Origin of the sequence: Paenibacillus sp. FSL H7-0716, assembly GCF_038002705.1 — a bacterium.
Classification (GTDB): Bacteria; Bacillota; Bacilli; order Paenibacillales; family Paenibacillaceae; genus Paenibacillus_AQ; species Paenibacillus_AQ odorifer.
Genome location: NZ_JBBODA010000018.1, coordinates 17,245 through 43,086 on the forward strand (window position 1 = coordinate 17,245; position 25,842 = coordinate 43,086).

The following is a 25,842-nucleotide window of genomic DNA, read 5'->3' on the forward strand; positions in this document are numbered from 1 at the left end:
TGGGGATTGAAATGTATAGCAACAGGGTAAATGGAGGCAGATTAAATGCACTTTACAGAAACTACATTAGCTGGATCCTATCTAATAGAATTGCAGTTATTAACTGATTCGCGGGGGCATTTTGCAAGATCTTGGTGTCATGAAGAATTCGCGAGTCGAGGATTGGAAAACTCTTTTGTACAGTGCAATATTTCATATAATAAAAAAAAGGGAACCTTAAGGGGCTTACACTATCAGGCATTTCCTTATGAAGAAACAAAATTAGTTCGCTGTACTAAAGGTTCCATTTATGATGTTATCGTTGATATTAGGCCTAACTCACCGACCTATAAACAATGGTTTGGTATAGAATTATCAGAGACTAATTATAAAATGCTTTATATACCCAAGGGTTTCGCACACGGATTTCAAACTTTATCTGATGATACTGAAGTATTTTATCAGATGGGCCAAGTTTATAAAGATGAGTACGCGCGCGGAATAAAATGGAATGACCCGGACTTTAATATAGTATGGCCGAAAGAAGAAAATGATAGAATAATTTCTGAAAAAGATTTGAATTATGATAGGTATAAGCAATGAAAAAAATTATCGTAACTGGTGCAAATGGATTTATAGGAAGTCATGTACTAAATGAGTTGGCAGTAAAAGAGGATCAAATCTATGCAATTACGTCAAGTCTTGTAAACAAAAAAAACACCGATAAAATTACTTGGCTGAAGGTCGATTTACTCAATGACGATCAGATGAGGGAGATGTTTACACTAATAAATTCTCCTACGCATCTTTTGCATCTTGCATGGGACACTACACCAGGTCAGTACTGGAATTCGTCTGCGAATTTTAAATGGCTAAAAGCGAGCTTATCACTATTTGATATGTTTTGTTCTTTAGGAGGAAAGAGGATTGTAGGTGTGGGATCCTGTGCCGAATATGATTTGAGTCAGGGAATTTGCAGTGAGCTTGAGACTCCTCTTAATTACAATAGTATATACGGATCTAGTAAAAATTCATTATTTCATATGTTAATGTCGTACCAAAAACATTATGGAGTTTCTAGTGCATGGGCACGGGTGTTTTATTTGTATGGCCCTCGGGAACATGAACTTCGTCTGGTTCCTTCTGTTATTTTATCCTTATTAAAAGGTGAACAAGCAAAATGTACACATGGGCAGCAAATTCGTGATTATCTGTATGTTAAGGACGCTGCAAAAGCGTTAGTTAATGTATTAGATAGTGAGATTAGTGGTCCTATTAACATTGGTTCAGGTAAGCCAATTAGATTGCATGAAATTGTAAGTAATATAGCGGATATTCTAAATAAGAAGGAACTTATTCAGCTTAATGCAATCCCAGCTTCAGTAGATGAACCGGAAATTGTATTGGCTAACGTAGAACGGTTGAGAGAAAATATTGACTGGAGTCCTTCTGTCACTTTACTACAAGGAATATATGAAACCGTAGAGTGGTGGCAATCCTATCTTTTTGGAGGCAAGAATGGTGACGAGAAATAACTGTCCAGTATGTGAATCAACAAATCTAAAGAGCATCATAACTCGTGAGAATATACCAGTGTTTCAAAATCTATTGATTAATAGCTTAGAGAGCGCAAAGCAGATTGAAAAAGGTGATCTAAACATTCTCCAATGTATAGACTGTGGTTTTGTTTATAATAGCTCTTTTGATTCGGATAAGGTTGTTTATGGTAGTGATTATGAGAATACTCAGTCCTATTCGTTGTATTTTGAAAAGTATTTAAATGAACTTACTTCTAACCTTGTTAATAAAAACGGCGTAAGAAATTTAAATGTTGTAGAAGTAGGTTGTGGAAAAGGAATTTTTCTAAGAAAAATAGTTGAAGCTGGCAATAATTATGGATATGGATTTGATCCGAGTTATATTGGACCTGAAGTGGAGCTAGATGGAAACTTGAGATTCGAGAAGAGGTTGTACGATGAAGAGTGTGTTCATATAAAGGCGGATGTTGTTATTTGCCGGCATGTTATAGAACATATTTCAGAGCCACTAGTTTTACTAAAGACAATTAGAAAGGCACTAATTCATTCTCCTAATGCTAGAGTCTTTTTTGAAACACCATGTGTAGAATGGATTTTTAATAATAAAGTAATGTTTGATTTTTTCTATGAACATTGTTCTTATTTCAATAAGAGTTCTCTAGCTAAAGCATTTGAATTAGCTGGATTTGAAGTAGTGAATATTGAACATCTATTTAATGGTCAATATATGTGGTTAGAGGCTAGGCTTGTGGAGACTAGTGAGAAATTCGATGATTTCACATCTATAATGGATATTGTAACAAATAGTATGCAGTTTTCTCAGCATGAAAGGGAATGGAAGCAGAAAGTACAGGATCGTCTCGCTCAGCATTCTGAAAAGGGTGAAATTGCGATTTGGGGTGCAGGTGCCAAAGGTGTAACCTTTTTGAATTTAATTGATCCAGATTTGAAGTATATTAATTGTGTAATAGATGTGAATCCAAATAAAGTAGGTAAATATTTACCTGGAACAGGTCATCAAATAGTTGGTATTAACGTATTACAAGACAAAGAGTTATCAACGGTAATTGTAATGAATCCTAATTATTTGGAAGAAATTAAACAGATAATTGTACAGCAGCATTTAAATATAGAGCTAATAAATATTGACTCTTGGAATGATTGAAAAGTTCACCTTTCAAAACATGTTAATGGAAAGGAGAGATTCTAATAGAACTATCCCTCCCTTTATATAACTTTAAAGAGTATACATCATCTCAACTTAATCATTTTTTTCCAGACAAACAAATAGTCCATTTTCAAGAAGTTGGGAACTCTCTATTTGATCTTGCCTTAGATCGTACAGAGTATTGTTTTTCTAAGATAGCTTTGGAGTCTTACAGGAAAAATGGTACTACATTTCTCAATCATCTGCATTCTGATCAATACGCTATTTTTCTTTGGTTCTTGTCGAATACCGTATGGAAAGAAAGTGGAAATACGGCATTAGCTAATAAAATTTTTTATATTAATAAAGCACTTCATGGATTTAGTTGTATGTACGATACGAATTTACCAAATATTTTTTTGCTCTTTCACACTGTGGGAACGGTGCTGGGCAAGGCTGAATATTCCGATTTCTTAGTCGTTGGGCAAGGTAGTACGGTTGGGGCTCAAAATGGAATCTATCCGAAGCTGGGGAAAGGTGTATCGTTACTGCCTTATTCCTCAATCGTTGGTAATTGTATAATTGGCGATAGAGTTTCAGTAGGGATTGGTGCATCAGTCTATGAAAAGAACATTGAAAGTGGAATGGTTGTTTATAGAGAAATGGACGGATCTATTAGATGTAAATTTAAACAAAGATGTTGGGCACAGCAGCATTTTTTAATAGATATATAACATACTAGTTTATAGAAGAGGCACGATTATTGATCTAGAGTTAACCTATTAAAAATAAATTCATAACTCCACTGCAATAACTTTGATCTTATACCGATATATAAACTAATACTAATTTTCGTGGAGGTTTTGCTAATGGATTTCCAGTTTTCTCTATCAGCCAAATCGATAGATCGGACTAACAGTAATCCGAATTACGAGACCACTAATAAGAAAGATAACAACGAGAGAACGAAAGCAAATAGTGCCTCGGACTTAATTACAATGGAAAGACAAGGAATTAAGGTTCCAATTGGGGAAGAACAACTGCTCCGAAACATTGCTCGTGCTGTTAAAGCATTAGAAGGGCCAACGACCTCCTTGGAAGTAAGTATTCATGAGAAAACCCACGCCTTAATGGTAAAAGTTATGAATAAAGAAACAGGTGAACTGATACGTGAGGTTCCACCTGAAAAAACACTTGATTTGGTAGCTAATATGATGGAAATCGCTGGAATTCTTATTGATGAACGTGTATAGAGAGGAGCTGTATGAGACGCGATGAGAGTAAGTGGACTTTCTTCTGGAATAGATGTTGATAGTATTGTAAAAGAAATGATGACAGCAAAACGGGAACCGCTAAATAAACTTAATCAACAAAAAACAATTTTGGGGTGGCAAAGAGACAGCTATCGTGAGTTTAACGCTAAGTTAGTTGACCTTAAAATGAATAAACTGATTAAATGGAATACTGCCTCCCAAATGAATTCACAAAAAGCTATTGTGTCGGGAAATACATCTGCGATTCGGGCCGAGGCTACTGCAGCTGCTAATGGAGTTGAAATGTCGGTTACTGTGGAAAAGCTTGCATCTAAATCCTCATTAGATTCAACAACTAAATTAACAACGTCTTCTGGCACAGGTAAAGCTACACTAAATACGCTACTTAGTGACTTAGTAAGTAGTACAACCTCTCCTTTTGAGCTTGTGATTGACGGGGGGGAGACAATTACCTTTACATCTGAGGATACCATTTCAACAGCCATGGCTAGAATTAATAACAGTTCGGCAAACGTAACTGCGGTCTTCGATGAAGTTAGTGGGAAGTTGTCGATTAAGGCTAACAAATATGGAACAGACAATGTTATTGAAAATGATAAGTTAAGTGGTTCTTTTTTAGACTTAATGAATATGGATCGTAATGACCCTAGTTCATTCCACGGTGCAGCTGATGCATTAATTAAAGTGAAAACATCCGGAGTGGAAGAAGAATATACTTCAAACTCTAATACGTTAACAATAAATGGGGTGGAACTTACACTTCTAGCTAAAAGCGATACCACTGGTGGTGTCTCAACGATATCGACTCAGACAAGCCCCGATAAGTCTATGGAAACCATCAAAGCATTTGTCGAAACATATAATGACCTTATAAGTCTAATGGCAAACAAAATAGGTGAAGAGAAGTACAGAGCTTATACCCCTCTGACAGATGAACAGAAAGCAGCAATGACAGACAAAGATATTGAGTTGTGGGAGGAGAAGGCTAAAAGCGGCTTGCTTAAAAATGACTCTATTCTTTCAACTGCAATTTCGGATCTACGATCAGCAATAACATCAAAACTAGGCGATCTTAGTTCAATTGGGATTACTACAGGGCAATATTTTGAGAATGGAAAACTGTATCTAGATGAGGATAAACTTAAACAAGCTATATTAACCAATCCTCAAAAGGTAAATGATTTATTCCGCGGTACAGCAATAGATAAAACAGGAGGAATATTTGGGGCGGTATCTAATGCAGCCGATAAAGCCTTGGATAAAATTGTTTTGAAGGCAGGTACATCAAAATATTCTACAGATATTAAAAGTGTATATAAAACAGAAAGTGTTATGGGTAGAATGTTGAAGGATTATGACTCGCGAATCAGTAATTTGCAAGATCGCTTAAATGATTTGGAGACCAGATATTACAAACAATTTACTGCGATGGAAACAGCAATGAATAAATACAACTCTCAGTCCTCAAGTTTGACTAGTCTCTTATCGAGTTAATATGAAGTAAAGGGTGACACAAATGATAAATTCTCCTTATGAAAAATACCGTCAGTCATCGGTAAAAACATCGACCCCCTCACAGTTACTGATTATGTTATTTGATGGAGCGATTAGATTTGTAAGGGCGGGTATGGAAGGAATCGATTCAGTTGACTATCAAAAGACAAACATTAACCTGGGTAAAGCGCAGACAATTGTTAGTGAATTGATGTCAACACTGGATCCTACCTATGACATATCTAAAAGTTTGTATGATCTATACGAATATATAAATCATTTGTTGATTCAGGCGAATGTGAAGAAAGACAAGGTTCCTGCAGAAGAGGCGTTACAGTATTTGACTGAGTTCCGCTTAACTTGGTTGGAGGCGTCAAAGCTGGTACCAGCACACGAGAAGGCCCATGGATAATTGTATCTTAGAGTTAAATAAGATTACTCAAGATATTATCATTAGACTAGATAATTGTTCATATGAAGAATTAAATGATTTCGTCGAACAACGTCAGATTTTGATAGATCAGCTCGAACAGCAGGTAAAAAAACAGTCGATCGGTGTAATCGAGCAGCATCAGTTACGAGAGTTGTTGGAAGCCGATCCTAAGATAATTGCAAGGATGCAACAACTTAAAAGTGAGGCAGCTAAGTGGCTTCAACAGCGAGAAATAGCCAAAACCCAACGCAACGCCTACGAGGCCGCCTACACCCCAGACAGTTTTCTTATGGATCGCAAAAAATAATTTATCAGTGTTTCACTATAGGAGTAGACGGGTATTAAATACCGTCTGCTCCTTTTTTTGATCTTTGTACCGAATCTATTTCTTGTTTATGGAAAATTTAATAGTTTATTTTACGTGGTAAATTATTGAATGTAAACATTTTCTTTTCCAATTGACAATAAAGAAGTTACGGTGGTATAGTCGAATTGTGAGCAAGACTCACGTTCATCTGATGACGAAGGGAATGTTTAATCAATGGAAGGTAAAGTAAAATGGTTTAACGCAGAAAAAGGTTATGGTTTTATCGAGACTGCAGACGGTGGCGACGTATTCGTACACTTTTCCGCGATTCAAACTGATGGTTTCAAGACATTGGATGAAGGTCAATCCGTAGAATTCGATATCGTTGAAGGTGCACGTGGACCACAAGCAGCTAACGTAATCAAATTATAATCATCCGGCGAAGCCGAACTACATATAAGTAGATGGTTAGCAATTTAGACAGCGCTAGCAGGGATCTTGGAATCTTCCAAGATCCTTTTTTTGTGCGTTCATATGTGTCTAGTATAGCCAATCCTAGTAAAGAAAATAGCCTATTTTGTAAATTCATTTTATGGAAAATGTTAGAACTCTGCAAAAGGTGGGTAATAGATATACGTTGAGCTGTTTATCTTACCTCGACACACACTATGTTAGCCTAGGTTACTACATTCACGAAGAAATTCAATATAGCCTAAGCTATCAAAACAATTAGGAGGGTGATTAGCAGGATGAAGAAGATGTGGCGCGGTCTTATGACCGGAATATTAGGTACTAGTATGTTATTGGGGTCTCTCGGCAGCGTATCTGCTGCAACTGTACCTAAGGATATTCAAGGCCACTGGGCGCAAGGTCAGCTGCAGGAATGGCTAGATAGAGGTTACCTTGGAGGCTACCCAGATGGAACGGTGAAACCAAACAAAGCAATTACGCGTGGTGAGTATGTGACTATGGTAAATCGCTTGTTAGGGTTTACAACTAAAGCAACAGTAACTTTCAAAGACATGAAGAGCACAAACTGGAATTACAGTGAAGTGGCTAAAGCCGTGGAAGCTGGATATATCGGAGGATACGAGGATAATACGTTCCGCCCTAATAATCCGCTTACAAGAGAAGAGGCAGCTGTAATTACTGCAAAATTACTTAAATTGAGCACTAATACAACTTCGAACAAATTTAAAGACAATGCACAAATTGCAGCATGGGCAAAAGGTGCTGTAGCAGCCGCAGTGGAAAAGAAGATTGTTAACGGTTATCCAGATGGAACCTTTGGTCCTAAGAGATCGTTAACACGTGCCGAGGCTGTAGGTATTATCAATACTTCAGCTATCTATTATCCTGGTAGTGGCACAGGTGGTGGTGTAACACCTACACCAACTCCAACGGCGACTCCGACACCAACAGCTACACCAACCCCAACTGCTGCTCCAGGTGGTAGTACGGGCGGAGGTTCTGGTGGTAACGGTAGCGGCGGAAGTAGCACAGCGCCAACAGTAAGTGGGGCAACCTACGGTAATGTTGGTTCGGTCACAGCGGATGTATACCTGACACCTTCCGTAACTGGTGCAGTATACTATGTTGTAGCTCCTTATAATGCTGATGTAACTGCTCCAACTGCATTGCAGGTGGAAAAAGGACAAATTAGTAACGGGACTGCAAGTGGTATCCATGGTAGTGTTGCGACTGTAGCTAACACAACGGTTACATTTTCTGTTTACGGATTGAATCCTGGTACAGAATATGCAACATATATCACGCTGGCGGATGCAGCTGGTAACTTGTCTACTGTAACGACAGTTCGGTTGACTACTGCTCAAGCTACTGCTAGCTCGATTTCGCTTTTTGAGCCGGGACAAGTTAGTACAGTTACAGCAGATGTATATGTTAAATATGGTGTGACAGGTGGCACTACAACCCCAGTTAGATATGTAGTATTACCAGCAAATGATAAGGCACCTACTGCAGCGCAGATTGCTTTAGGTCAAAATGGTAGCGGTACTGCATTGGCTGCTCCATGGACTGACACACTTACGTTTGCTCCTGGTGTAAAACGTACACAGACCCTAACTGGTTTAGCAGCAAATACTGCCTATAAGGTATATGTTATTGCAGGATCGGGTTCTCAATGGTCCCCTGTAGAAATCATTCAAATTCATACCAAATAGCCTGACCTTATGTGATTTCATTCGGAGAATATAAGAGTGGAATCCGTACTATAATAACGACAGGTTTACTTTTGGTCCGGTAGGGCGATTGGTTGCTCTTACCGGACTTGTTTTATTTGTGAACGCTATGACAACATTTGTTATCTAAATGTAAGGGCTGTAAGGAATTGCTTTTTACTTAGCGCTTACAATTTGGTATAATGAAGGTGTAACTAAAGGAGGAGTGGCCATGCAATTCACCATTCGAGGTCAACAAATTGACGTGACCGACGCTTTGAGAGAGTATGTTGATAAGAAGCTCAGCAAACTTGAGAAGTATTTCGAAGCACCCCCTACCTCTGAAGGGTCTGTGACGCTTGGCGTAGTTCGCGGCCTTCATACGGTGGAAGTAACCATTCCGCTTGCTGGCGTGACGCTTCGTGCGGAAGATCGCAGTGATGACATGTATGCTTCCATAGACGCCGTTGTGGACAAGCTGGAACGCCAAATTCGCAAACACAAAACGAAGCTGAACCGGAAGTTCCGTCAAGAGGGACTCAAGACGCTGTTTGTGGATGGAGCTAGTGCCGCTGTTGCTGTAGAAGAACAAGATTATGATGATTTAGAAGTGGTTAGGAACAAACGCTTTACGATGAAGCCGATGGATGTGGAAGAAGCGATTCTTCAAATGAACATGGTAGGACATAATTTCTTTGTGTTTTCCAATATCGACACCTCGGAAGTTAGCGTAGTTTACAAACGTGATGATGGTAAATATGGACTGATTGAACAGGGCTAAGATACAATGACGCCAGTTATGCTCTAAGTATAAAGGGCCTCGAGAGTTAGTCAGAACCTAGGAAATTTAAACCGAGCCCCTATTCGCTTATAGCGAATAGGGCTCTTGTGCGTATATATGAAAAATGTGGCTGTTACACCTTGTATTGCGGCATCTCTTACAAACTGTTACAATTTATGAAGCAGCGGAATCGAATTTATAAATGGCCCTTTCAATTTTGTGAGGATGGGCTCGGTTCCACCATCTGTGTTGCATGAAAGGGGTTAACCATGCTAGGACTTGTAAAGAAAATATTCGGAGACACAAACGATCGTGACGTTAAACGTCTCATGAAGACAGTCGATGTAATTAATGGATTGGAGCCGGAATTTGTAGCACTATCCGATGAAGCTTTAAAAGCTAAGACGGAAGAGTTCCGCGCCCGTATTGAGAAAGGCGAAACCTTGGAAGAAATTCTTCCTGAGGCGTTTGCAACCGTACGTGAAGCTTCCAAACGGACGCTTGGCATGCGGCATTTTGATGTACAATTAATTGGTGGTATGGCTCTGCATGAAGGCCGAATCTCCGAGATGAAGACTGGTGAAGGTAAGACTCTAGTAGGAACATTGCCGGTTTACCTGAATGCTTTGCTTGGTAAAGGCGTACATGTAGTAACAGTCAATGACTATTTGGCTCAGCGCGACAGCGCACAAATGGCACAAATCTATAACTTCCTGGGCATGACGGTTGGGGTTAACCTAAGCGGTATGGACCATGCTGATAAACAAGATGCTTACGCCTGCGATATTACGTATGGCACGAACAACGAATTTGGTTTCGATTATTTGCGTGACAACATGGTGCTTTATAAAGAACAAATGGTTCAGCGCCCTCTTTATTTCTGTATTATTGATGAAGTGGACTCCATTCTTATTGATGAAGCCCGTACACCTCTTATCATTTCCGGACAAGCTGAGAAGTCTACTGAATTGTACTTTGCAGCAGACCGTTTTGTGAAAAAGCTTAAAGCTGAAGAAGACTACACAGTTGATATCAAAGTGAAGTCCGTAGCCTTGACTGAAAAAGGTGTAGCTACTGCTGAACGCGCTTTTGGTATTGAGAACTTGTATGATCACAGTCATGTAACCTTGAATCACCATATCGTCCAAGCCCTGAAAGCAAACGTAATTATGCGTCGTGACGTAGACTACGTTGTTAACGAGGGTGAGGTCGTTATTGTTGATGAATTTACGGGACGTTTAATGTCAGGCCGTCGTTATAGTGACGGTTTGCACCAAGCAATTGAAGCGAAGGAAGAAATCGAAGTACAGAATGAGAGCATGACGCTTGCTACGATTACTTTCCAGAACTATTTCCGTATGTATCGCAAATTGGGCGGTATGACAGGTACAGCTAAAACTGAGGAAGAAGAGTTCAAGAAGATTTATGGTCTTGAAGTTCTTCAAGTTCCTACGAATAAACCAAATCAGCGCATAGATATGCCAGATGTCGTCTACAAGAGTGAGAACGGTAAGTTCAACGCTGTTGTGGCAGAAATTGTAGAGCGTCACAAAAAGAACCAACCTGTACTTGTTGGTACAGTATCGATTGAGAATTCAGAGCTCGTATCTGAAATGCTGAAGCGCAAAGGCGTTAGACACCAAGTGCTTAACGCGAAGCATCACGCTGCTGAAGCTGAAATCATTACACATGCAGGTCAGCCAGGTACAGTTACGATTGCTACCAACATGGCAGGTCGTGGTACGGACATCGTTCTGGGCGAAGGTGTGACAGATCTTGGAGGTCTGCATATCATTGGTACAGAGCGTCATGAATCGCGCCGGATTGATAACCAGCTGCGTGGTCGTGCGGGTCGTCAAGGGGACCCAGGTTCTACACAATTCTACTTATCTCTTGGTGATGAGTTGATGAAGCGTTTTGGCGCTGACAACGTTTTGAGTATGATGGATCGCCTTGGGTTTGAGGAAGATCAGCCGATTGAGAGCCGCATGATTACGCGTGCTGTGGAATCTGCTCAGAAACGTGTTGAAGGTAATAACTTTGATATTCGTAAAGTCGTATTGCAATATGATGACGTGATGAATCAACAGCGTGAAATTATTTATAAACAACGCCGTGAGATTCTGGAGTCTGAAAATATTAAAGATATCGTACTTGAAATGATCAAGCCAGTTATTGAACGTATTGTTCACGCACACTGCAGTGACGATATTCCTGAGAACTGGGAGCTGCAAGAAGTTGCTGATTACGTAAACAGCAAGCTGCTTGAAGAAGGTGCTTTGACTCGCGATATTCTGTGGGGCAAGGAAGCAGAAGAGATCATTGAGTACATCTTTGAACGTGTACTTGAGAAATATGCTGCTCGTGAAGAACGCCTGGGTTCAGAATTGGTACGTGAATTCGAGAAGGTAATCGTGCTGCGCTCCGTAGATAGCAAGTGGATGGATCATATCGATGCGATGGATCAATTGCGTCAAGGGATTCACCTACGTGCTTACGGTGGTACTGATCCACTTCGCGAGTATCAATTCGAAGGTTTCGAAATGTTTAATACTATGACGGCTACGATTCAAGAAGAAGTAGCTACTTATATTATGAAGGCTCACATCGAGACAAATCAGGAGCGTCAATCCGTTGTAGAGGAAAATAAAATTTCCACTAACAGCGAACCTGCTGAGAAACGTCCGGTACATGTTGAGGCGGCAGCTGGTCGTAATGATCTTTGCCCTTGCGGAAGCGGCAAGAAGTACAAGAACTGCCACGGTCAAAACGCATAAGACAAACGTTTAGTAGCGCTCATATTCAGGTGTTGAAGATGTAAGTCTTTAACCCTGATCTCTATGGGTATACTAACCATAAAGAGCGGCTGGGCCCGGGGGGATCCCCCGTTTACGGCCCAGTCGCTTTTTTTGGGTATTTAGCACTTGAGTGAATGTGGAATGGAGAGAAGGTTTGGAACTGGAGAAACGGAGTGTTCACCTTAGTTTCGGGATTCCAACCACTATGCGGTTATCAATTCAAGGAATCTGGAAACAACAGCGATCGGAAGTCCAATCCTTCTCGGAATGGCTGAACATTCACTCATTACTAACTTTCCAATAGCGAAGACCGTAACAACCAATTTTGAAAGGTGAAGTGACCTATGATAGAACCAAATGTAAAGCAGGATCTGCGTGAAATAGGCAAGAAACTAACTGACCTTAGGGGGTCTCTTTGACTTAGATCTTAAGCAAGAGATGATCTCGAACTTTGAAGAAAAAATGGCTGCTCCAGGCTTCTGGGATAATCCAGAGCAGGCACAGAGCGTGATCGGCGAGATGAATGCCGTGAAATCGTCCGTGGATCAATACGAGAAGCTGCAACAAGAATACGACGATGCTGCGATGATGGCGGAGCTTGCGGATGAAGAGGGCGATGAAGATCTTGCGGCAGAGATTGGGGAGACGATCAGCAGTTTAGGTAGCAAAGTGGATGAATTCGAGCTGCAATTGCTACTTAACCAGCCGTATGACAAGCTGAATGCTATTCTTGAACTCCATCCGGGTGCGGGCGGTACGGAATCCCAAGACTGGGGCCAGATGCTGCTGCGGATGTATACCCGTTGGGCTGAGAAACGAGGATTTAAGGTTGAGGTGCTGGATTATCTGCCGGGTGATGAAGCGGGAATCAAGAGTGTTACACTGCTCATCAAAGGCTTCAATGTATATGGATATCTGAAAGCTGAAAAGGGTGTACATCGGCTGGTGCGGATATCCCCGTTTGACTCTTCAGGCAGACGGCATACCTCTTTTGTCTCCTGTGATGTAGTTCCGGAAATTACAGATGATGTAGAGGTTGAGATTCGTACGGAGGATCTTAAGATCGATACGTATCGTGCAAGTGGCGCCGGTGGACAGCATATTAATACCACAGACTCCGCGGTGCGGATTACTCACTTACCTACGGGTGTGGTGGTAACCTGTCAGAACGAACGTTCACAGATCAAAAACCGCGAACAAGCGATGAAAATGCTGCGTTCCAAGCTATATGAGCGCAAACTGCAAGAGCAGCAGCAGCATTTGGATGAGATTCGCGGCGAGCAATCCGATATTGCTTGGGGCAGTCAGATCCGTTCCTATGTATTCCATCCGTATAACATGGTTAAGGATCACCGTACTTCCGTGGAAACGGGGAATGTGGGCGCTGTGATGGACGGAGATATTGATGCATTCATTGATGGTTACTTGCGTAGCCAGATCAAGATTGAGGCAGAATAAAAGAGAGTTTCGGAGAAACGGATACCATTCAAGGATTAGGATGGGATGGCCGTTTCTTCTTTCGTAGAGCAAGATGACACTTTAAGGAGAGCCTTTGAAATGCAAAAAGTCAATTCACGTAATAAACCCCCACTGATTCCTCTGAATGGGCCACTCCGACATGGGGTGGATACGATGTTAATTTTGCTCGGATCGCTAGTTACAGCGCTGGGGTTTAATCTTTTTTTTCTGCCTAATCATATTGCTTCTGGTGGTGTATCCGGTCTGTCGGTATTGGCTGAAGCTTGGTTTGGGGCTGAACCGGCATTTACGCAATGGGCGCTTAATATTCCGTTGTTTGTACTCGGGGTAATTTTCTTGGGTAAACAATACGGAGTTCGCTCGCTGCTTGGGAGCTTTGTGTTACCACTCTTTATCTTGTTGACAAAAGATTTGCCTGCACCTACCACCAATCCACTCTTAGCTTCCATTTATGGCGGTATCTGTGTGGGGGTGGGGTTAGGTCTTGTGTTCCGCGGACGGGGCTCGACAGGTGGACTTACTATTTTGGCGCAGATTATTCAAAAGATATCCGGTCTCAGCTTCTCGATTTCCGTAGTGCTGCTGGACGGGACGGTCATTGTGCTGGCTGCTTTTATACTCGGTATGGAACAAGCACTGTATGCACTGATCGGTCTGTTTGTTACAGGTAAGGCGATTAATGCGATAGAGGTAGGCTTCCGTTATACAAAGGTGGCTTACATAATCTCGGACAAGACGGAAGAAATATCTGAGGCGATTTTGAATGATCTGGATCGGGGTCTGACGAAGCTGGATGCACATGGCGGTTATACTGGTGATGAGCGTACGGTGCTAATGGTTGTAGTAGGCCAGAATGAGGTTTCCAGATTAAAAGCGATTGTTCAATCGGTAGATACTAGTGCTTTTGTGATTATAACTGAGGCGCATGAGGTGCTGGGTGAAGGCTTTAAAAGAGAAGTGTAATTTCTCCGAAAGGAGAAGCTACGCTTCTCTTTTTCTGTAAATAGAATTATATTTAGGAATAAAGAAAGTTAACACTATGTGTTGTATTTATATTAATTGAGTCGTATAATAATACATATTTCTAAGACGGTATGCATTATATTATTTATTATAATTCATGATAAGCAGGAAGTGGGGATGACAGTGGAAGGCAAGCTGAGAGCGGCGATTGTTGGATCAACGGGTTATGGGGGCGTAGAGCTGATTCGGCTGCTACAAAGTCATCCTAAGGTAGAGATTACTTCGGTAATTTCCTCATCAAGTGCAGGGGATGCTATAGAGGAAGGTTTTCCGCATTTGACGGGTATCATTGATCGAAGGCTGGATGGCGTTGACCCGGCTCAGATGGCTGAGCGGGCAGATGTGGTATTTACGGCAACGCCGTCGGGTGTGAGCGCAAAGCTGGTGCCGCAGCTGCTGGAAGCTGGACTTAAGGTCGTGGATCTGTCCGGTGATTTCCGATTGAAGGATGGTGCAGAGTATGAGCACTGGTATAAACATCCCGCTCCGGCTGATGAATATCTAGAGCAGGCTGTATACGGACTTTGCGAGGTGTTTGGAGAGCGTGCGGCTGGGGTTGATTTTATAACTAATCCAGGCTGTTATCCTACAGCTACACTTCTTGGACTAATTCCTGCAATTCAGGCAGGTTGGATTAAGCACGACAGTATTATTATTGATGCGAAATCAGGAGTTACTGGAGCAGGACGCGGAACAAGCCTGATGGTGCACTACGCAGAGATTAATGAGAACTTTAAAGCTTATAAAATCAATAAGCATCAACATATACCAGAAATTGAGCAGACACTCACAGAGGTTGCTGGAGAAAAGGTAACGGTAACATTCACCACACATCTCGTGCCGATGAGCCGGGGAATTATGAGTACGATGTATGCAGGGATGACGGACAATTATACGGAGCAGGATTTTGTGAATTTATACCGTGAATATTATGCGGGCCGGCCATATGTGCGGGTGCGTGATGTAGGTGTGATTCCGGCGACAAAAGAAGTTAGCGGCTCTAATTATTGTGATATCGGATTTGCAGCAGATGCTCGTACAGGGCGGGTGACCATAGTCTCCGTCATTGATAATGTTGTAAAAGGTGCGGCAGGGCAGGCAATACAGAACCTTAATTTGATGATGGGATGGGAGGAAACCCTTGGCCTCGGCTACACACCTGTGTATCCATAAGGATCAGCGGTACAAATAATATGAGCGAGATTGAGTTATTTACCACCTTGGAGGGTGGAAGCATCACTTCACCTAAGGGTTTTAAGTCCGGAGGATTGCATTGTGGATTAAAAAAAACAGATCGCAACGATCTCGGAGTGATTCTGTGTGAAGTTCCGGCAACAGCTGCGGCCGTATATACGACGAATGTTTTTCAGGCAGCTCCGCTTAAAGTGACTCGGGAAAGCCTTTCGAACGGAGTATTGCAGGCGGTTATCGTGAACAGCGGGAATGCCAATGCCTGCACAGGCGAACAAGGCGAAGCAGATGCTTATGAGATGCGCGCTGCTGCGGCTCAGCATTTAGGTGTGGCCGTTAATGATGTGGCAGTTGCTTCGACAGGAGTTATTGGTGAACTGTTGAAGATGGACTGCGTACGTAGCGGAATTACTGCAATACCAGAGAAGCTGGACGGAGGAGCTATTGGCGCGGAGGAATTCTGCCAAGCTATACTTACCACTGATTTAGTTAAAAAAGAGATCGCCGTGAAGGTGCTCATTGGCGGTGTAGAAGTTACAATTGCCGGAGCTGCAAAGGGCTCAGGGATGATCCATCCTAACATGGCTACCATGCTTGGCTTTATGACCACGGATGCTGATATTGCAGCGGAGGATTTACTTAGTCTTTTACGTTCAGCTACGAATGTTACTTTTAATATGATTACAGTCGATGGAGATACTAGCACCAATGATATGTTAGTGTCGATGGCGAGTGGGCTTGCCGGTAATGAGAAGCTGACACGGCTGCATCCGGATTGGGACGCTTTTGCTGCTGGATTCACTTATGTGTGTCAGACGCTTGCCAAAGCGATTGCTCGAGATGGCGAAGGTGCAACTCACCTGATTGAGGTTCAAGTGAATGGTGCTGTTCATGATGAGGCGGCGGCAGCGATTGCTAAGACAGTGGTTGGTTCTAGTCTAGTGAAATCTGCTATTTTTGGAGCGGATGCGAACTGGGGGCGGATTATTGCTGCGGTTGGACGCGCGGGTGTTCCGGTATCTCCGGAGCGTGTGAACATTTCGTTAGGGGATATTGAGGTGCTTTTGCACTCGAAGCCAGTTGCTTTTGACGAGGAAAAGGCTTTGGCCTATTTGCAAAAAAGTGAAACTGTGCTGATCACTGTAGATCTGCATGATGGAAGCGGAAAAGCAACGGCTTGGGGCTGTGACCTAACTTACGATTATGTGCGTATTAACGCCGCATATCGCACTTAATTTATGGCGTGTTAAGCCCATAAGGGAAGGATATCGATTATATGACGCAAAATAGCGAGCTTGAACTTATAGATGCTTTAGATGGTAGTGGATTGTTTGTAATGAAATGCGGCGGCAGTACGCTTGCGGCTCTACCAGATTCTTTTTTTGAGGATTTGCGAGATTTGCAGGAGGAGGGCATTCAGCCAGTAATTGTTCATGGTGGAGGGCCAGCCATTTCCGAGAATCTAGCGAAACTGGGCATTGAAAGCAGCTTTGTGAATGGCCTGCGAGTAACCACCGAGGAAGTACTAGATGTTGTAGAGATGACGCTGGCAGGGAGTATAAACAAGGCGATTGTCCGGCGAATTCAAGGGAGTGGCGGTCTAGCTCTGGGGCTTTCGGGCATCGATGGCAATATGATTATTGCTAAACCTGTGGCGAACAGCGCCGAAGTAGGTTTGGTAGGAGAAGTAACGGAAGTTAAGGCTGAGATCATAACTGGTATTGTTGGGATGGGTTATATTCCTGTCATTGCTCCTATCGGAGTAGATGCAGCAGGTCAGCGCTACAATATTAACGCAGATACGGCAGCAGGGGCAGTTGCTTCCTATGTGGAGTCTCCCAAAATGATCGTCATCACAGATGTTCCAGGCATCATGAGTACAGTGGAAGGTGAAAAGGTTGTGCTTCCCTCCGTTACTGTACAGGAAATCGAAGCCTTGATCGAAAGTGGGGAAATCTACGGTGGCATGATCCCTAAAGTGCGGGCAGCTATCGATTGCATTCAGGGCAGCGTATCAGAGGTTATCATTGTGGATGGAAAAGAACCACGGGTGCTTAGTCGAGTACTGCAAGGTGAAGCGATAGGTACACGTATTATTCGTTCGTAGAATCATAGATGAATACAAATTAGAGGCGCAGCCTGTTCACAGGAGCAGCCGATGGGAGAGTGACTTAGAATGAGCAAGCTTACACAAGCGGAGTTGAATTCGCAAGCAGGGGCACAGCAGACCGATACAGTAGGATCAGGTACACCGGATGTTGCAGCAGGCAAGCTGAGTGCAGTGTTCCCTTCTTACGCCAGATATGATATCAGCTTAGTTAAAGGCAAGGGCACCTGGGTATGGGATGATAAAGGCAATAAGTATCTCGATTTCACCAGTGGATTAGCTGTGACCAGTCTAGGTCATGCTCCTGAAAAAGTCGGCGCTAAGCTGAAGGATCAGATTGATACGCTCTGGCATGTCTCGAATCTGTTCCATATTCCGGGACAAGATAAAGTTGCCAACCTTCTGACAGAGAATAGCTGCGCTGATCAAGTGTTTTTCTGCAATAGCGGGGCAGAAGCGAATGAGGCTGCTATTAAGCTGGCCCGCCGTTATCATCAGAAGATTAAAGGTGCCGACCGTTATGAGGTTATCACATTCGAACAATCCTTCCATGGACGTACACTGGCAACACTAACAGCCACAGGCCAGCAAAAGGTAAAAGAAGGCTTCCTGCCGCTTCCAGCAGGTTTCAAGACCGTACCCTTGCATGATCTCCCAGCGTTAGAAGCTGCTATCGGAGATCATACAGCTGCTATCATGCTGGAGATGGTACTTGCAGAGGGTGGCGTGCTTGAGGTAGAACCTGAGTTCTTGAACGCTGTAGTGGCCTTGTGTAAGAACCACGGATTGCTTCTGATTGTAGATGAAGTACAGACAGGTATGGGACGTACAGGTAAGCTGTTCGCTCATCAGCATTATGGAATTGAACCGGATATTTTCACCTTGGCTAAGGGGATTGCTAGCGGGTTCCCGGCAGGTTTAATGCTTGGCAAAGGTTATTTGCGTGAAGCCTTCTCAGCGGGCAGCCATGCGTCCACCTTCGGGGGAACACCGCTAGCAACAGCTGTTATGGCAGCGACGATTGAGACGATGCTGGAAGATGAGCTTCCACAGCGCGCCGAAGAAATGGGTAAATACCTGACAGGTCTTTTGAAAGAGAAGCTGGCGGACTGTTCTTTTGTGAAGGATATCCGTGGTAAAGGGCTGTTGATCGGGATTGAATGTCAATCCCCAGTAGGCGATATTGTACTGGCTGGACAAAAGAAAGGCCTGTTGTTCGTGACAGCCGGTCCTAATGTTCTTCGTCTGCTGCCTAATCTATATGTAAGCAAAGAGGAGATCGACCAAGCGGTGGACATCCTATGCGAACTCATTCATACTTATGCTAAACAAGCAAACGGGGAGGTAAGCTCATGAGTCAGGGCGTACAGAGTAATAAACACACCATTGCGCAGCAACTGAAAGGCCGTGATTTACTGGAGCTGAACGACTACAGCCCGGAGGAAATTACGTATCTGATTGATTCGGCGATTGAGCTGAAGAAGAAACAGAAAAATGGCGAAGAATTTCAGCCGCTGAAGGGAAAGACGATTGGTCTTATTTTTGAAAAATCCTCTACACGTACGCGTGTGTCGTTTGAAGTTGGAATGTATCAGCTGGGAGGGCATGCCCTTTTCTTGAGCAAAAATGATATCCAGCTTGGACGCGGAGAAACTGTTGGTGATACAGCGCAAGTAATGTCGCGTTATCTCGATGGAATTATGATCCGTACCTTCGGTCATGACAAGGTCGAAGATCTCGCTCGTTATGCTTCTATTCCCGTAATCAATGGTCTTAGTGACCTGGCACATCCTTGCCAAGTGCTGGCGGATTATCAAACGATTTATGAGCACAAAGGAAAGCTCAAAGGCCTGAAGCTGGCTTACATCGGCGATGGCAACAATATGGCGCATTCCTTAATGATTGGCGGAGCTAAGCTGGGCGTGGACGTATCTATCGCCGGACCGGAAGGTTATGAGCCGGATGCAGCGGTTGTCGCAGAAGCTCGTGAGATCGCTAAAGAAACCGGAGCGAAGATTGTGGTCACTCGTAGCCCGCAAGAAGCTGTACAAGACGCTGACGTCATCTATACAGATGTATGGGCGAGTATGGGCTTCGAAGAGGAGCAAAAGGCACGTGAAGCGGCATTCAAAGACTATCAGGTCAATGAGGAGCTTGTAAAAGGCGCTAAGAGCGATTACCTCTTCCTGCACTGCCTGCCAGCCCACCGTGAGGAAGAAGTCAGCACAGGCGTGATTGACGGCCCTAACTCGGTGATCTTTGATCAGGCTGAGAACCGCCTGCATGCGCAAAAAGCTTTAATGGCTGCGTTGATGAGTTAAGGAATCATAGATAATTAGGATTGAACTTATATTGGTCTAAGATTATATAAAATACTATATAAGATGAACTTAATAAAGTAGCGTTGGAATTCCGGTGGGGAGCAATGAAGTGAAAGTTTGGAACTGTAGGAGCGTTAGCGTTCGCCTTTATAATCAGATTTCATCTGCGAAGGCAGACTACAATCATAGAAATCTGATTATAACAGCGACCGGAAGTCCAAACATTTCACGTAGTTGCGCTTTATCACCGGAGTTCTATTAACGCATTTAAGCGAATCTTATACCCCCACACGAAAGGAAGTTGCCACACCATGGCTAAAGAAAAAATTGTACTCGCCTATTCCGGCGGATTGGATACATCCGTTATTTTGAAATGGCTTAAAGAAACTTATGACGCGGAGATCATCGCCTTCACAGCCGATATCGGCCAAAAAGAAGAGCTCGACGGCCTGGAGGAAAAAGCACTAGCAACCGGCGCTTCGAAAGTATACATTGACGACCTGCGCGATGAGTTCGCTAGCGATTTCATCTACCCGATGTTCCAATCTGGCGCCCTTTATGAAGGCCAATACTTGCTCGGAACTAGTATTGCTCGTCCATTGATCGCTAAGCGCATGGTAGATATCGCCATCGCTGAAGGAGCAACGGCTATTGCGCACGGCGCGACAGGCAAAGGGAACGACCAAGTCCGTTTCGAGCTTGGCGTAGCTGCATTGGCTCCGAACATCAAGGTGATTGCACCTTGGCGTCTGGAAGAGTTCCGCAATCAATTCCCAGGTCGTGCGGAAATGATCGCTTATGCGGAAGCTAATGATATTCCGGTACAAGCCTCTGCGGCGAAGCCGTATTCGATGGACCGTAACCTGCTGCATATCAGCTATGAGAGCGGCGTATTGGAAGATCCTTGGTTCGATCCAAGTGCACCAGAGAACAAAGGAATGTTCCTGCTGAGCAACGCTCCTGAGGATGCTCCAGATGAAGCGGAATATTTGGAGCTCGAATTCGTTAAGGGAGACTGCGTAGCCCTGAATGGTGAATCCTTATCCCCACTTCAAGTTATGGAGAAACTGAATGATCTAGGTGGTAAACACGGTATCGGGCGTGTGGATATGGTTGAGAACCGTTTTGTCGGCATGAAGAGCCGTGGGGTGTATGAGACTCCAGGTGGAACGATCCTCTTTGTCGCTCATCGCAAAATGGAATCCATCACGATGGACCGTGAAGTTATGAACCTGCGTGATAGCCTGATCACCCGTTACAGCACTTTGGTGTATAACGGTTTCTGGTTCGCTCCAGAGCGTATTGCACTGCAGGCTCTTGTGACGCAGAGCCAACAAAATGTAACGGGTACTGTTCGAATTAAACTGTACAAAGGCAATATCATTGGCGCTGGAGTGAAGAGCCCTGTCAGCCTATACAATCCTGAGATTGCAACAATGGAAGCTGATCCTACACAAGCTTATGATCAAGGGGATGCCACTGGTTTTATCCACTTGAACGCTTTGCGCCTTAAAGTTTCTACAGGTGTAAATGGAGCTTCTAAATAGTACGATAACATAAACTTAAACGGGCAACCCCGAAGGCCGTTCCTCCCGTCAGGATAGGAGCGGCCCTCTGGCGTCCAAGAGGAGGAAACTACAGGTGAGCAAGCTTTGGGGCGGACGGTTTACTAAAGGAACAAACAAGCTGGTGGAGGAATATACAGCTTCCATTGGCTTTGATAAGGCTTTGGCCAAAGAGGATGTGCAAGGCAGTCTGGCACATGTCACGATGCTGGGCAAATGCGGAATCCTTCCACAAGAAGACGTGGAAACAATCAAACAAGGTCTGAACAAAGTGCTGGACAAGGTTAATGCTGGAGAGGTTGTTTTCTCAGTATCGGATGAAGACATCCATATGAATATTGAAAAACATCTGATCGAGGAAATCGGTCCAGTTGGTGGTAAGCTGCACACAGGACGTAGCCGTAATGATCAAGTGGCGACGGACATGCACCTTTACTTACGTGGCCGTGTAGTTGAGCTAGTTAGTTTGCTGCATGAGCTGCAGGAAGCTTTGATCGAACAAGCCAAAGATAATGTAGAGACCATCATCCCTGGTTATACGCATTTGCAACGGGCACAACCGATCCTGTTTGCTCATCACTTGCTGGCTTACGTATCGATGTTCCGCCGCGATGCAGAACGTCTGACGGACAGCTACAAACGGATCAACGTGCTGCCACTCGGAGCAGGAGCGCTTGCGGGAACGACCTTCCCGATTGACCGTCATTTTGTAGCAGAACAACTGGGTTTTGACAGTGTGTATGAGAACAGTCTGGATGCTGTCAGCGACCGCGATTTCATCGTGGAGTTCTTGGCGAATGCTTCCCTTATCATGACACATCTATCCAGACTCAGTGAGGAACTGGTGCTGTGGAGCAGCACAGAGTTCAGCTTTGTAGAACTGGATGATGCTTTCTGCACAGGCAGCAGCATTATGCCGCAGAAGAAGAACCCTGACGTACCAGAACTGGTACGGGGCAAAACAGGCCGCGTTTACGGCAACCTGATTGGCTTACTGACGGTGCTGAAATCATTGCCACTGGCGTACAACAAGGATATGCAGGAAGACAAAGAAGGCATGTTTGATACGGTTACTACGCTGACTGGTGCACTACAATTGTTCGCGCCGATGATCTCCACTATGAAGGTGAACAAAGGTCGTATGCGTGAAGCGGTGAACACGGATTTCTCGAATGCAACGGATATCGCTGACTTCTTGGTAGGCAAGGGGCTTCCTTTCCGCCAAGCGCATGAGGTAATCGGGAAAACGGTACTCTACTGCATCAACGAAGGCAAATTCTTGTTGGATTTGACCCTGGAGGAGTTCAAGCAATTCTCACCGCTCTTCGACGAGAATATCTATGCTGTTCTTCAACCGGAAGCTGTAGTTAACGCTCGTAACGTTTATGGCGGCACAGCCACCGTTCAGGTGAAGGCTGCAATTGAACGGGCGGAGCTGGCATTGCACGAAGCTAATGAATGGGTTGTACAACACGGAGACGCTATATTGTAAACCGTATCCATATCAAATCTCGCCTCAGACCTTTATAGGTGGCAGGCGGGATTTTTTTATTATCTAAATGAACTATGACTGGATTAGCAGTGTTCTTTACGGTTATCCTTAGGTTAGGATAGGAGGGTTCGTAGATATGAACAGAAAGCAAATCCTAGACGAGCTTAGATCCCAATTAGAGCTGGGGAATCATATTATTGGTGTAGCCACAGGTGCTGGAATTACTGCAAAGTATGCGAAGCAGGGTGGAGCTGACTTCCTTCTGATGTTAAACTCGGGTAAATTCCGTCAGATGGGGAGGAGCTCTCTCGCTGGTATTTTACCATTTTGTAATAGCAATGATATGGTGATGGACTTTGCATCTAGGGAAATCATCCCTTTGGTCAGAGATATCCCTATTATTTTTGGCCTCAATGCAACTGATCCGACAAAAGATATGGAATCCTATATAAGTGAAATAAAGAATAGAGGCTTTGCCGGCATTAATAATTACCCCACGGTTGGTTTAATAGATGGTCAATTTGGAGAAGCGCTCGAAGAAGAGGGGAATGGTTATCTACTTGAAGTAGAAGCCATAAGAATAGCCCATGAGAAGGATTTGTTTACCATTGCTTTTGTATTTGACGAAATCCAGGCAGCACAGATGATTGAGGCTGGAGCGGATATTATTTGTGCGCATCTAGGTCTAACAGAAGGCGGGTTATTAGGCGCTAAGAAAGTATTCTCTCTGGAAGCTGCCAAGGTTAAAGCGGACAAGATATTTAATACATGCAATGAGCTAAAGCCAGATTTAATTAAGCTGGTTTACGGTGGTCCGGTGAAAACGCCAATTGATGTGCAATATATGTACAGCAATAATCAAAATCTGATGGGATATATCGGGGGCTCTGCTTTTGAAAGAATTCCATCGGAGAAGTCCATTACTAATATAACTAAAGCTTTTAAAGTGTCGGGGACGCTGGATGAAGATGATTTTATGGTCAAAATGTTAGATGGCATCACAAAGCACTATGATTATGTTGAATTTGTAAAAGAATACGTAGCTCAAAATTATAGGAATGAGATCTTGTTTGCAGATTTAGCTAAGGTGGCACATGTATCCCGAAGTTACTTGAGCAGTTTGTTCACCAAAAAAGTAGGCTGCAGCTTCCAAACGTATCTCGTGCAATTTCGGATGGATAAGGCGGCGGAAATATTACATAGAGACCATATCCAGTTATCTGAGTTAGCGCCATTAGTTGGATACCAGGATTATGCGCAGTTTAGCAAAATGTTCAAGAAGTATAAAGGGTTCTCTCCAAAACAATATAAATCTAACATAAACACAAAAACATAAGACATAAAAGCGTTTTCATCCATAAATCAAAGAAGTATGATTAACTCATAAGTTGATCATGCTTTTTTTTGAAATATAAGAAAGCATAAGTTTCACATTATACATTATCCTTATATTTCTTGTTGCAGATATTTGAGGAGGAGGTTGAAGAAATGAAGACGATTGCTATTGCCGGAACTTTTGACACCAAGGGTGAAGAATATCTCTACATTAAAAATTTACTGGAAAGCTTGGAGCTGGGTACGTTTACAATTCATACAGGTGTGTTTGAGCCCACGTTTACACCGGATATCTCTAATAGAGAAGTAGCAGCAGCCGCGGGTGTAAGTATAGATGAGCTCGTTGCCAAAAAAGATAGAGCACTAGCAACAGAATTATTAGCCAAAGGTATGGAAAAATTAGTACCTGAATTATATAAGCAAGGCAAATTTGATGGAATTATCTCCTTTGGGGGCACTGGAGGCACTTCACTTGTAACACCGGGTATGCGGGCATTACCTATTGGTGTACCTAAAGTGATGGTTTCGACCGTAGCTTCAGGGAATACTGCTCCATATGTAGGCACTAGTGATATTGTCATGATGCCATCCGTAGTGGATGTTGCCGGGCTGAACTCTATTTCAACAAAGATTTTTACTAATGCAGCTTTCGCCATCGCCGGTATGCTTAAATTTGAGAATAAACAAGTGATAGAGAAAAAACCATTAGTAGCTACAACAATGTTTGGGGTAACAACCCCTTGTGTGACGGCAGCCCGTAACTATCTTGAGACTAGAGGCTATGAAGTGCTTGTATTCCATGCAACAGGTGTAGGTGGCCAGTCCATGGAAGCATTAATCGAGGCTGGTTTTATTGAAGGCGTATTGGATCTGACAACAACAGAGTGGGCGGACGAAATTATTGGCGGCGTGCTGAATGCAGGACCTCATCGGTTAGAAGCTGCTGGTAAACATCATATTCCACAGGTTGTCTCGGTAGGCGCGCTTGATATGTGCAACTTTGGCCCTTATGATACGGTACCAGCGAAATTTGCTGGACATAAGTTTTATAAACACAATCCAACAGTTACTCTGATGAGAACAACAGTAGAAGAAAATGAAGCCATCGGCAAAAAGCTTGTCGAGAAATTAAATATGGCCAAAGAGAAAACGGTGTTAATGCTGCCGCTTAAAGGGATATCTGGCATTGATGTTGCAGGGGAAGCTTTTTATGGCGTAGAGGAAGATCAAATGTTATTTGATACCTTAAGAAATGGTGTAAACAGAAACGTTGTCGAGGTTATCGAAATGGAGTGTGCCATTAATGATGTGGAGTTTGCAGAAGCAGCAGCGCAGAAGCTAATAGATCTCATGAGCAAATAAGGCTTTTATAAGATAAATAAATATTTAAATGGAGGC

At 43.3% G+C, this 25,842-nt stretch carries 23 protein-coding genes; all 23 read left to right on the forward strand.

All coding sequences use genetic code 11. The features are described 5' to 3' along the window. Positions 1-45 precede the first annotated feature (45 nt). Positions 46-582, forward strand: coding sequence for a dTDP-4-dehydrorhamnose 3,5-epimerase (gene rfbC / locus MHH60_RS20830; protein WP_076107021.1), 537 nt, complete (start codon positions 46-48; stop codon positions 580-582). Beyond that, positions 579-1,514 (forward strand): NAD-dependent epimerase/dehydratase family protein, encoded by a 936-nt coding sequence (locus MHH60_RS20835; protein ID WP_076137244.1) that lies wholly within the window; start codon positions 579-581, stop codon positions 1,512-1,514. The genes rfbC and MHH60_RS20835 overlap by 4 nt, the downstream gene beginning before the upstream one ends. Continuing rightward, positions 1,498-2,682 (forward strand): class I SAM-dependent methyltransferase, encoded by a 1,185-nt coding sequence (locus MHH60_RS20840; RefSeq protein WP_076137246.1) that lies wholly within the window; start codon positions 1,498-1,500, stop codon positions 2,680-2,682. The genes MHH60_RS20835 and MHH60_RS20840 overlap by 17 nt, the downstream gene beginning before the upstream one ends. A gap of 281 nt (positions 2,683-2,963) precedes the next feature. Further along, complete coding sequence (locus tag MHH60_RS20845; RefSeq protein WP_139330095.1) at positions 2,964-3,398, forward strand: serine O-acetyltransferase; 435 nt, start codon at positions 2,964-2,966, stop codon at positions 3,396-3,398. Positions 3,399-3,533: 135 nt separating this feature from the next. After that, positions 3,534-3,917: a flagellar protein FlaG gene (locus MHH60_RS20850; protein ID WP_076137249.1), complete on the forward strand. Its 384-nt coding sequence runs from the start codon at positions 3,534-3,536 to the stop codon at positions 3,915-3,917. Positions 3,918-3,938: 21 nt separating this feature from the next. After that, positions 3,939-5,432, forward strand: a complete 1,494-nt coding sequence (gene fliD / locus MHH60_RS20855; RefSeq protein ID WP_076137250.1) for a flagellar filament capping protein FliD — start codon at positions 3,939-3,941, stop codon at positions 5,430-5,432. A gap of 22 nt (positions 5,433-5,454) precedes the next feature. Continuing rightward, on the forward strand, positions 5,455-5,844 hold the full coding sequence (gene fliS, locus MHH60_RS20860; protein WP_076107027.1) for a flagellar export chaperone FliS: 390 nt from the start codon (positions 5,455-5,457) through the stop codon (positions 5,842-5,844). Further along, a complete protein-coding gene (locus MHH60_RS20865; protein WP_076137252.1) occupies positions 5,837-6,172 on the forward strand; it encodes a hypothetical protein in 336 nt (111 codons plus the stop codon). The genes fliS and MHH60_RS20865 overlap by 8 nt, the downstream gene beginning before the upstream one ends. A 234-nt stretch (positions 6,173-6,406) precedes the next feature. Further along, positions 6,407-6,604, forward strand: coding sequence for a cold shock domain-containing protein (locus MHH60_RS20870; RefSeq protein ID WP_019915069.1), 198 nt, complete (start codon positions 6,407-6,409; stop codon positions 6,602-6,604). A gap of 317 nt (positions 6,605-6,921) precedes the next feature. Next, the gene (locus tag MHH60_RS20875) at positions 6,922-8,355 is read left to right on the forward strand and encodes an S-layer homology domain-containing protein (protein WP_076137254.1); all 1,434 of its coding nucleotides are present in this window, start codon (positions 6,922-6,924) and stop codon (positions 8,353-8,355) included. 229 nt (positions 8,356-8,584) lie between these two features. Next, on the forward strand, positions 8,585-9,133 hold the full coding sequence (gene hpf / locus MHH60_RS20880; RefSeq protein ID WP_036678506.1) for a ribosome hibernation-promoting factor, HPF/YfiA family: 549 nt from the start codon (positions 8,585-8,587) through the stop codon (positions 9,131-9,133). Between the two features lie 269 nt (positions 9,134-9,402). Continuing rightward, on the forward strand, positions 9,403-11,910 hold the full coding sequence (secA, locus tag MHH60_RS20885) for a preprotein translocase subunit SecA (protein WP_036678509.1): 2,508 nt from the start codon (positions 9,403-9,405) through the stop codon (positions 11,908-11,910). 365 nt (positions 11,911-12,275) lie between these two features. Further along, a protein-coding gene (prfB, locus tag MHH60_RS20890) for a peptide chain release factor 2 (RefSeq protein WP_111505793.1) occupies positions 12,276-13,389 on the forward strand; the annotation gives its coding sequence in 2 pieces (ribosomal slippage) (positions 12,276-12,347 and positions 12,349-13,389; 1,113 coding nt in all). A gap of 99 nt (positions 13,390-13,488) precedes the next feature. Further along, positions 13,489-14,373, forward strand: a complete 885-nt coding sequence (locus MHH60_RS20895; RefSeq protein WP_076137257.1) for a YitT family protein — start codon at positions 13,489-13,491, stop codon at positions 14,371-14,373. Positions 14,374-14,550: 177 nt separating this feature from the next. Continuing rightward, positions 14,551-15,606 carry an N-acetyl-gamma-glutamyl-phosphate reductase gene (argC, locus tag MHH60_RS20900; RefSeq protein ID WP_076137258.1) on the forward strand — a complete coding sequence of 352 codons (1,056 nt, stop codon included), beginning with the start codon at positions 14,551-14,553 and terminating at the stop codon, positions 15,604-15,606. Between the two features lie 20 nt (positions 15,607-15,626). Further along, entirely contained in the window at positions 15,627-16,859 is a 1,233-nt protein-coding gene (argJ, locus tag MHH60_RS20905) for a bifunctional ornithine acetyltransferase/N-acetylglutamate synthase (protein ID WP_076137260.1), read from the forward strand. Positions 16,860-16,900: 41 nt separating this feature from the next. After that, positions 16,901-17,731: an acetylglutamate kinase gene (argB, locus tag MHH60_RS20910; RefSeq protein WP_076137261.1), complete on the forward strand. Its 831-nt coding sequence runs from the start codon at positions 16,901-16,903 to the stop codon at positions 17,729-17,731. A 69-nt stretch (positions 17,732-17,800) separates the two neighbouring features. After that, positions 17,801-19,087 (forward strand): acetylornithine transaminase, encoded by a 1,287-nt coding sequence (locus tag MHH60_RS20915; protein ID WP_076137263.1) that lies wholly within the window; start codon positions 17,801-17,803, stop codon positions 19,085-19,087. Next, positions 19,084-20,052, forward strand: coding sequence for an ornithine carbamoyltransferase (argF, locus tag MHH60_RS20920; RefSeq protein ID WP_036678521.1), 969 nt, complete (start codon positions 19,084-19,086; stop codon positions 20,050-20,052). Before MHH60_RS20915 ends, argF begins: the two co-directional genes overlap by 4 nt. A gap of 311 nt (positions 20,053-20,363) precedes the next feature. Beyond that, positions 20,364-21,599, forward strand: coding sequence for an argininosuccinate synthase (locus tag MHH60_RS20925; RefSeq protein WP_076137265.1), 1,236 nt, complete (start codon positions 20,364-20,366; stop codon positions 21,597-21,599). Positions 21,600-21,693: 94 nt separating this feature from the next. Continuing rightward, positions 21,694-23,109 (forward strand): argininosuccinate lyase, encoded by a 1,416-nt coding sequence (argH, locus tag MHH60_RS20930; RefSeq protein ID WP_036678523.1) that lies wholly within the window; start codon positions 21,694-21,696, stop codon positions 23,107-23,109. 136 nt (positions 23,110-23,245) lie between these two features. Beyond that, the gene (locus MHH60_RS20935) at positions 23,246-24,445 is read left to right on the forward strand and encodes a phosphoenolpyruvate hydrolase family protein (RefSeq protein WP_076137266.1); all 1,200 of its coding nucleotides are present in this window, start codon (positions 23,246-23,248) and stop codon (positions 24,443-24,445) included. A gap of 152 nt (positions 24,446-24,597) precedes the next feature. Then, positions 24,598-25,806, forward strand: coding sequence for a Tm-1-like ATP-binding domain-containing protein (locus tag MHH60_RS20940; protein ID WP_076137268.1), 1,209 nt, complete (start codon positions 24,598-24,600; stop codon positions 25,804-25,806). The last annotated feature ends 36 nt before the right edge of the window (positions 25,807-25,842 follow it).

Bases quoted from the DNA above. Each gene is read 5' to 3' on its own strand.
- secA (WP_036678509.1), top strand. From the start codon at position 9,403: ATGCTAGGACTTGTAAAGAAAATATTCGGAGACACAAACGATCGTGAC.
- MHH60_RS20895 (WP_076137257.1), top strand. From the start codon at position 13,489: ATGCAAAAAGTCAATTCACGTAATAAACCCCCACTGATTCCTCTGAAT.
- MHH60_RS20875 (WP_076137254.1), top strand. From the start codon at position 6,922: ATGAAGAAGATGTGGCGCGGTCTTATGACCGGAATATTAGGTACTAGT.
- MHH60_RS20940 (WP_076137268.1), top strand. From the start codon at position 24,598: ATGAAGACGATTGCTATTGCCGGAACTTTTGACACCAAGGGTGAAGAA.
- rfbC (WP_076107021.1), top strand. From the start codon at position 46: ATGCACTTTACAGAAACTACATTAGCTGGATCCTATCTAATAGAATTG.
- argC (WP_076137258.1), top strand. From the start codon at position 14,551: ATGACAGTGGAAGGCAAGCTGAGAGCGGCGATTGTTGGATCAACGGGT.
- fliS (WP_076107027.1), top strand. From the start codon at position 5,455: ATGATAAATTCTCCTTATGAAAAATACCGTCAGTCATCGGTAAAAACA.
- MHH60_RS20925 (WP_076137265.1), top strand. From the start codon at position 20,364: ATGGCTAAAGAAAAAATTGTACTCGCCTATTCCGGCGGATTGGATACA.
- MHH60_RS20935 (WP_076137266.1), top strand. From the start codon at position 23,246: ATGAACAGAAAGCAAATCCTAGACGAGCTTAGATCCCAATTAGAGCTG.
- MHH60_RS20915 (WP_076137263.1), top strand. From the start codon at position 17,801: ATGAGCAAGCTTACACAAGCGGAGTTGAATTCGCAAGCAGGGGCACAG.
- hpf (WP_036678506.1), top strand. From the start codon at position 8,585: ATGCAATTCACCATTCGAGGTCAACAAATTGACGTGACCGACGCTTTG.
- MHH60_RS20865 (WP_076137252.1), top strand. From the start codon at position 5,837: ATGGATAATTGTATCTTAGAGTTAAATAAGATTACTCAAGATATTATC.
- MHH60_RS20850 (WP_076137249.1), top strand. From the start codon at position 3,534: ATGGATTTCCAGTTTTCTCTATCAGCCAAATCGATAGATCGGACTAAC.
- MHH60_RS20840 (WP_076137246.1), top strand. From the start codon at position 1,498: ATGGTGACGAGAAATAACTGTCCAGTATGTGAATCAACAAATCTAAAG.
- MHH60_RS20835 (WP_076137244.1), top strand. From the start codon at position 579: ATGAAAAAAATTATCGTAACTGGTGCAAATGGATTTATAGGAAGTCAT.
- MHH60_RS20870 (WP_019915069.1), top strand. From the start codon at position 6,407: ATGGAAGGTAAAGTAAAATGGTTTAACGCAGAAAAAGGTTATGGTTTT.
- argJ (WP_076137260.1), top strand. From the start codon at position 15,627: ATGAGCGAGATTGAGTTATTTACCACCTTGGAGGGTGGAAGCATCACT.
- fliD (WP_076137250.1), top strand. From the start codon at position 3,939: ATGAGAGTAAGTGGACTTTCTTCTGGAATAGATGTTGATAGTATTGTA.
- argF (WP_036678521.1), top strand. From the start codon at position 19,084: ATGAGTCAGGGCGTACAGAGTAATAAACACACCATTGCGCAGCAACTG.
- argB (WP_076137261.1), top strand. From the start codon at position 16,901: ATGACGCAAAATAGCGAGCTTGAACTTATAGATGCTTTAGATGGTAGT.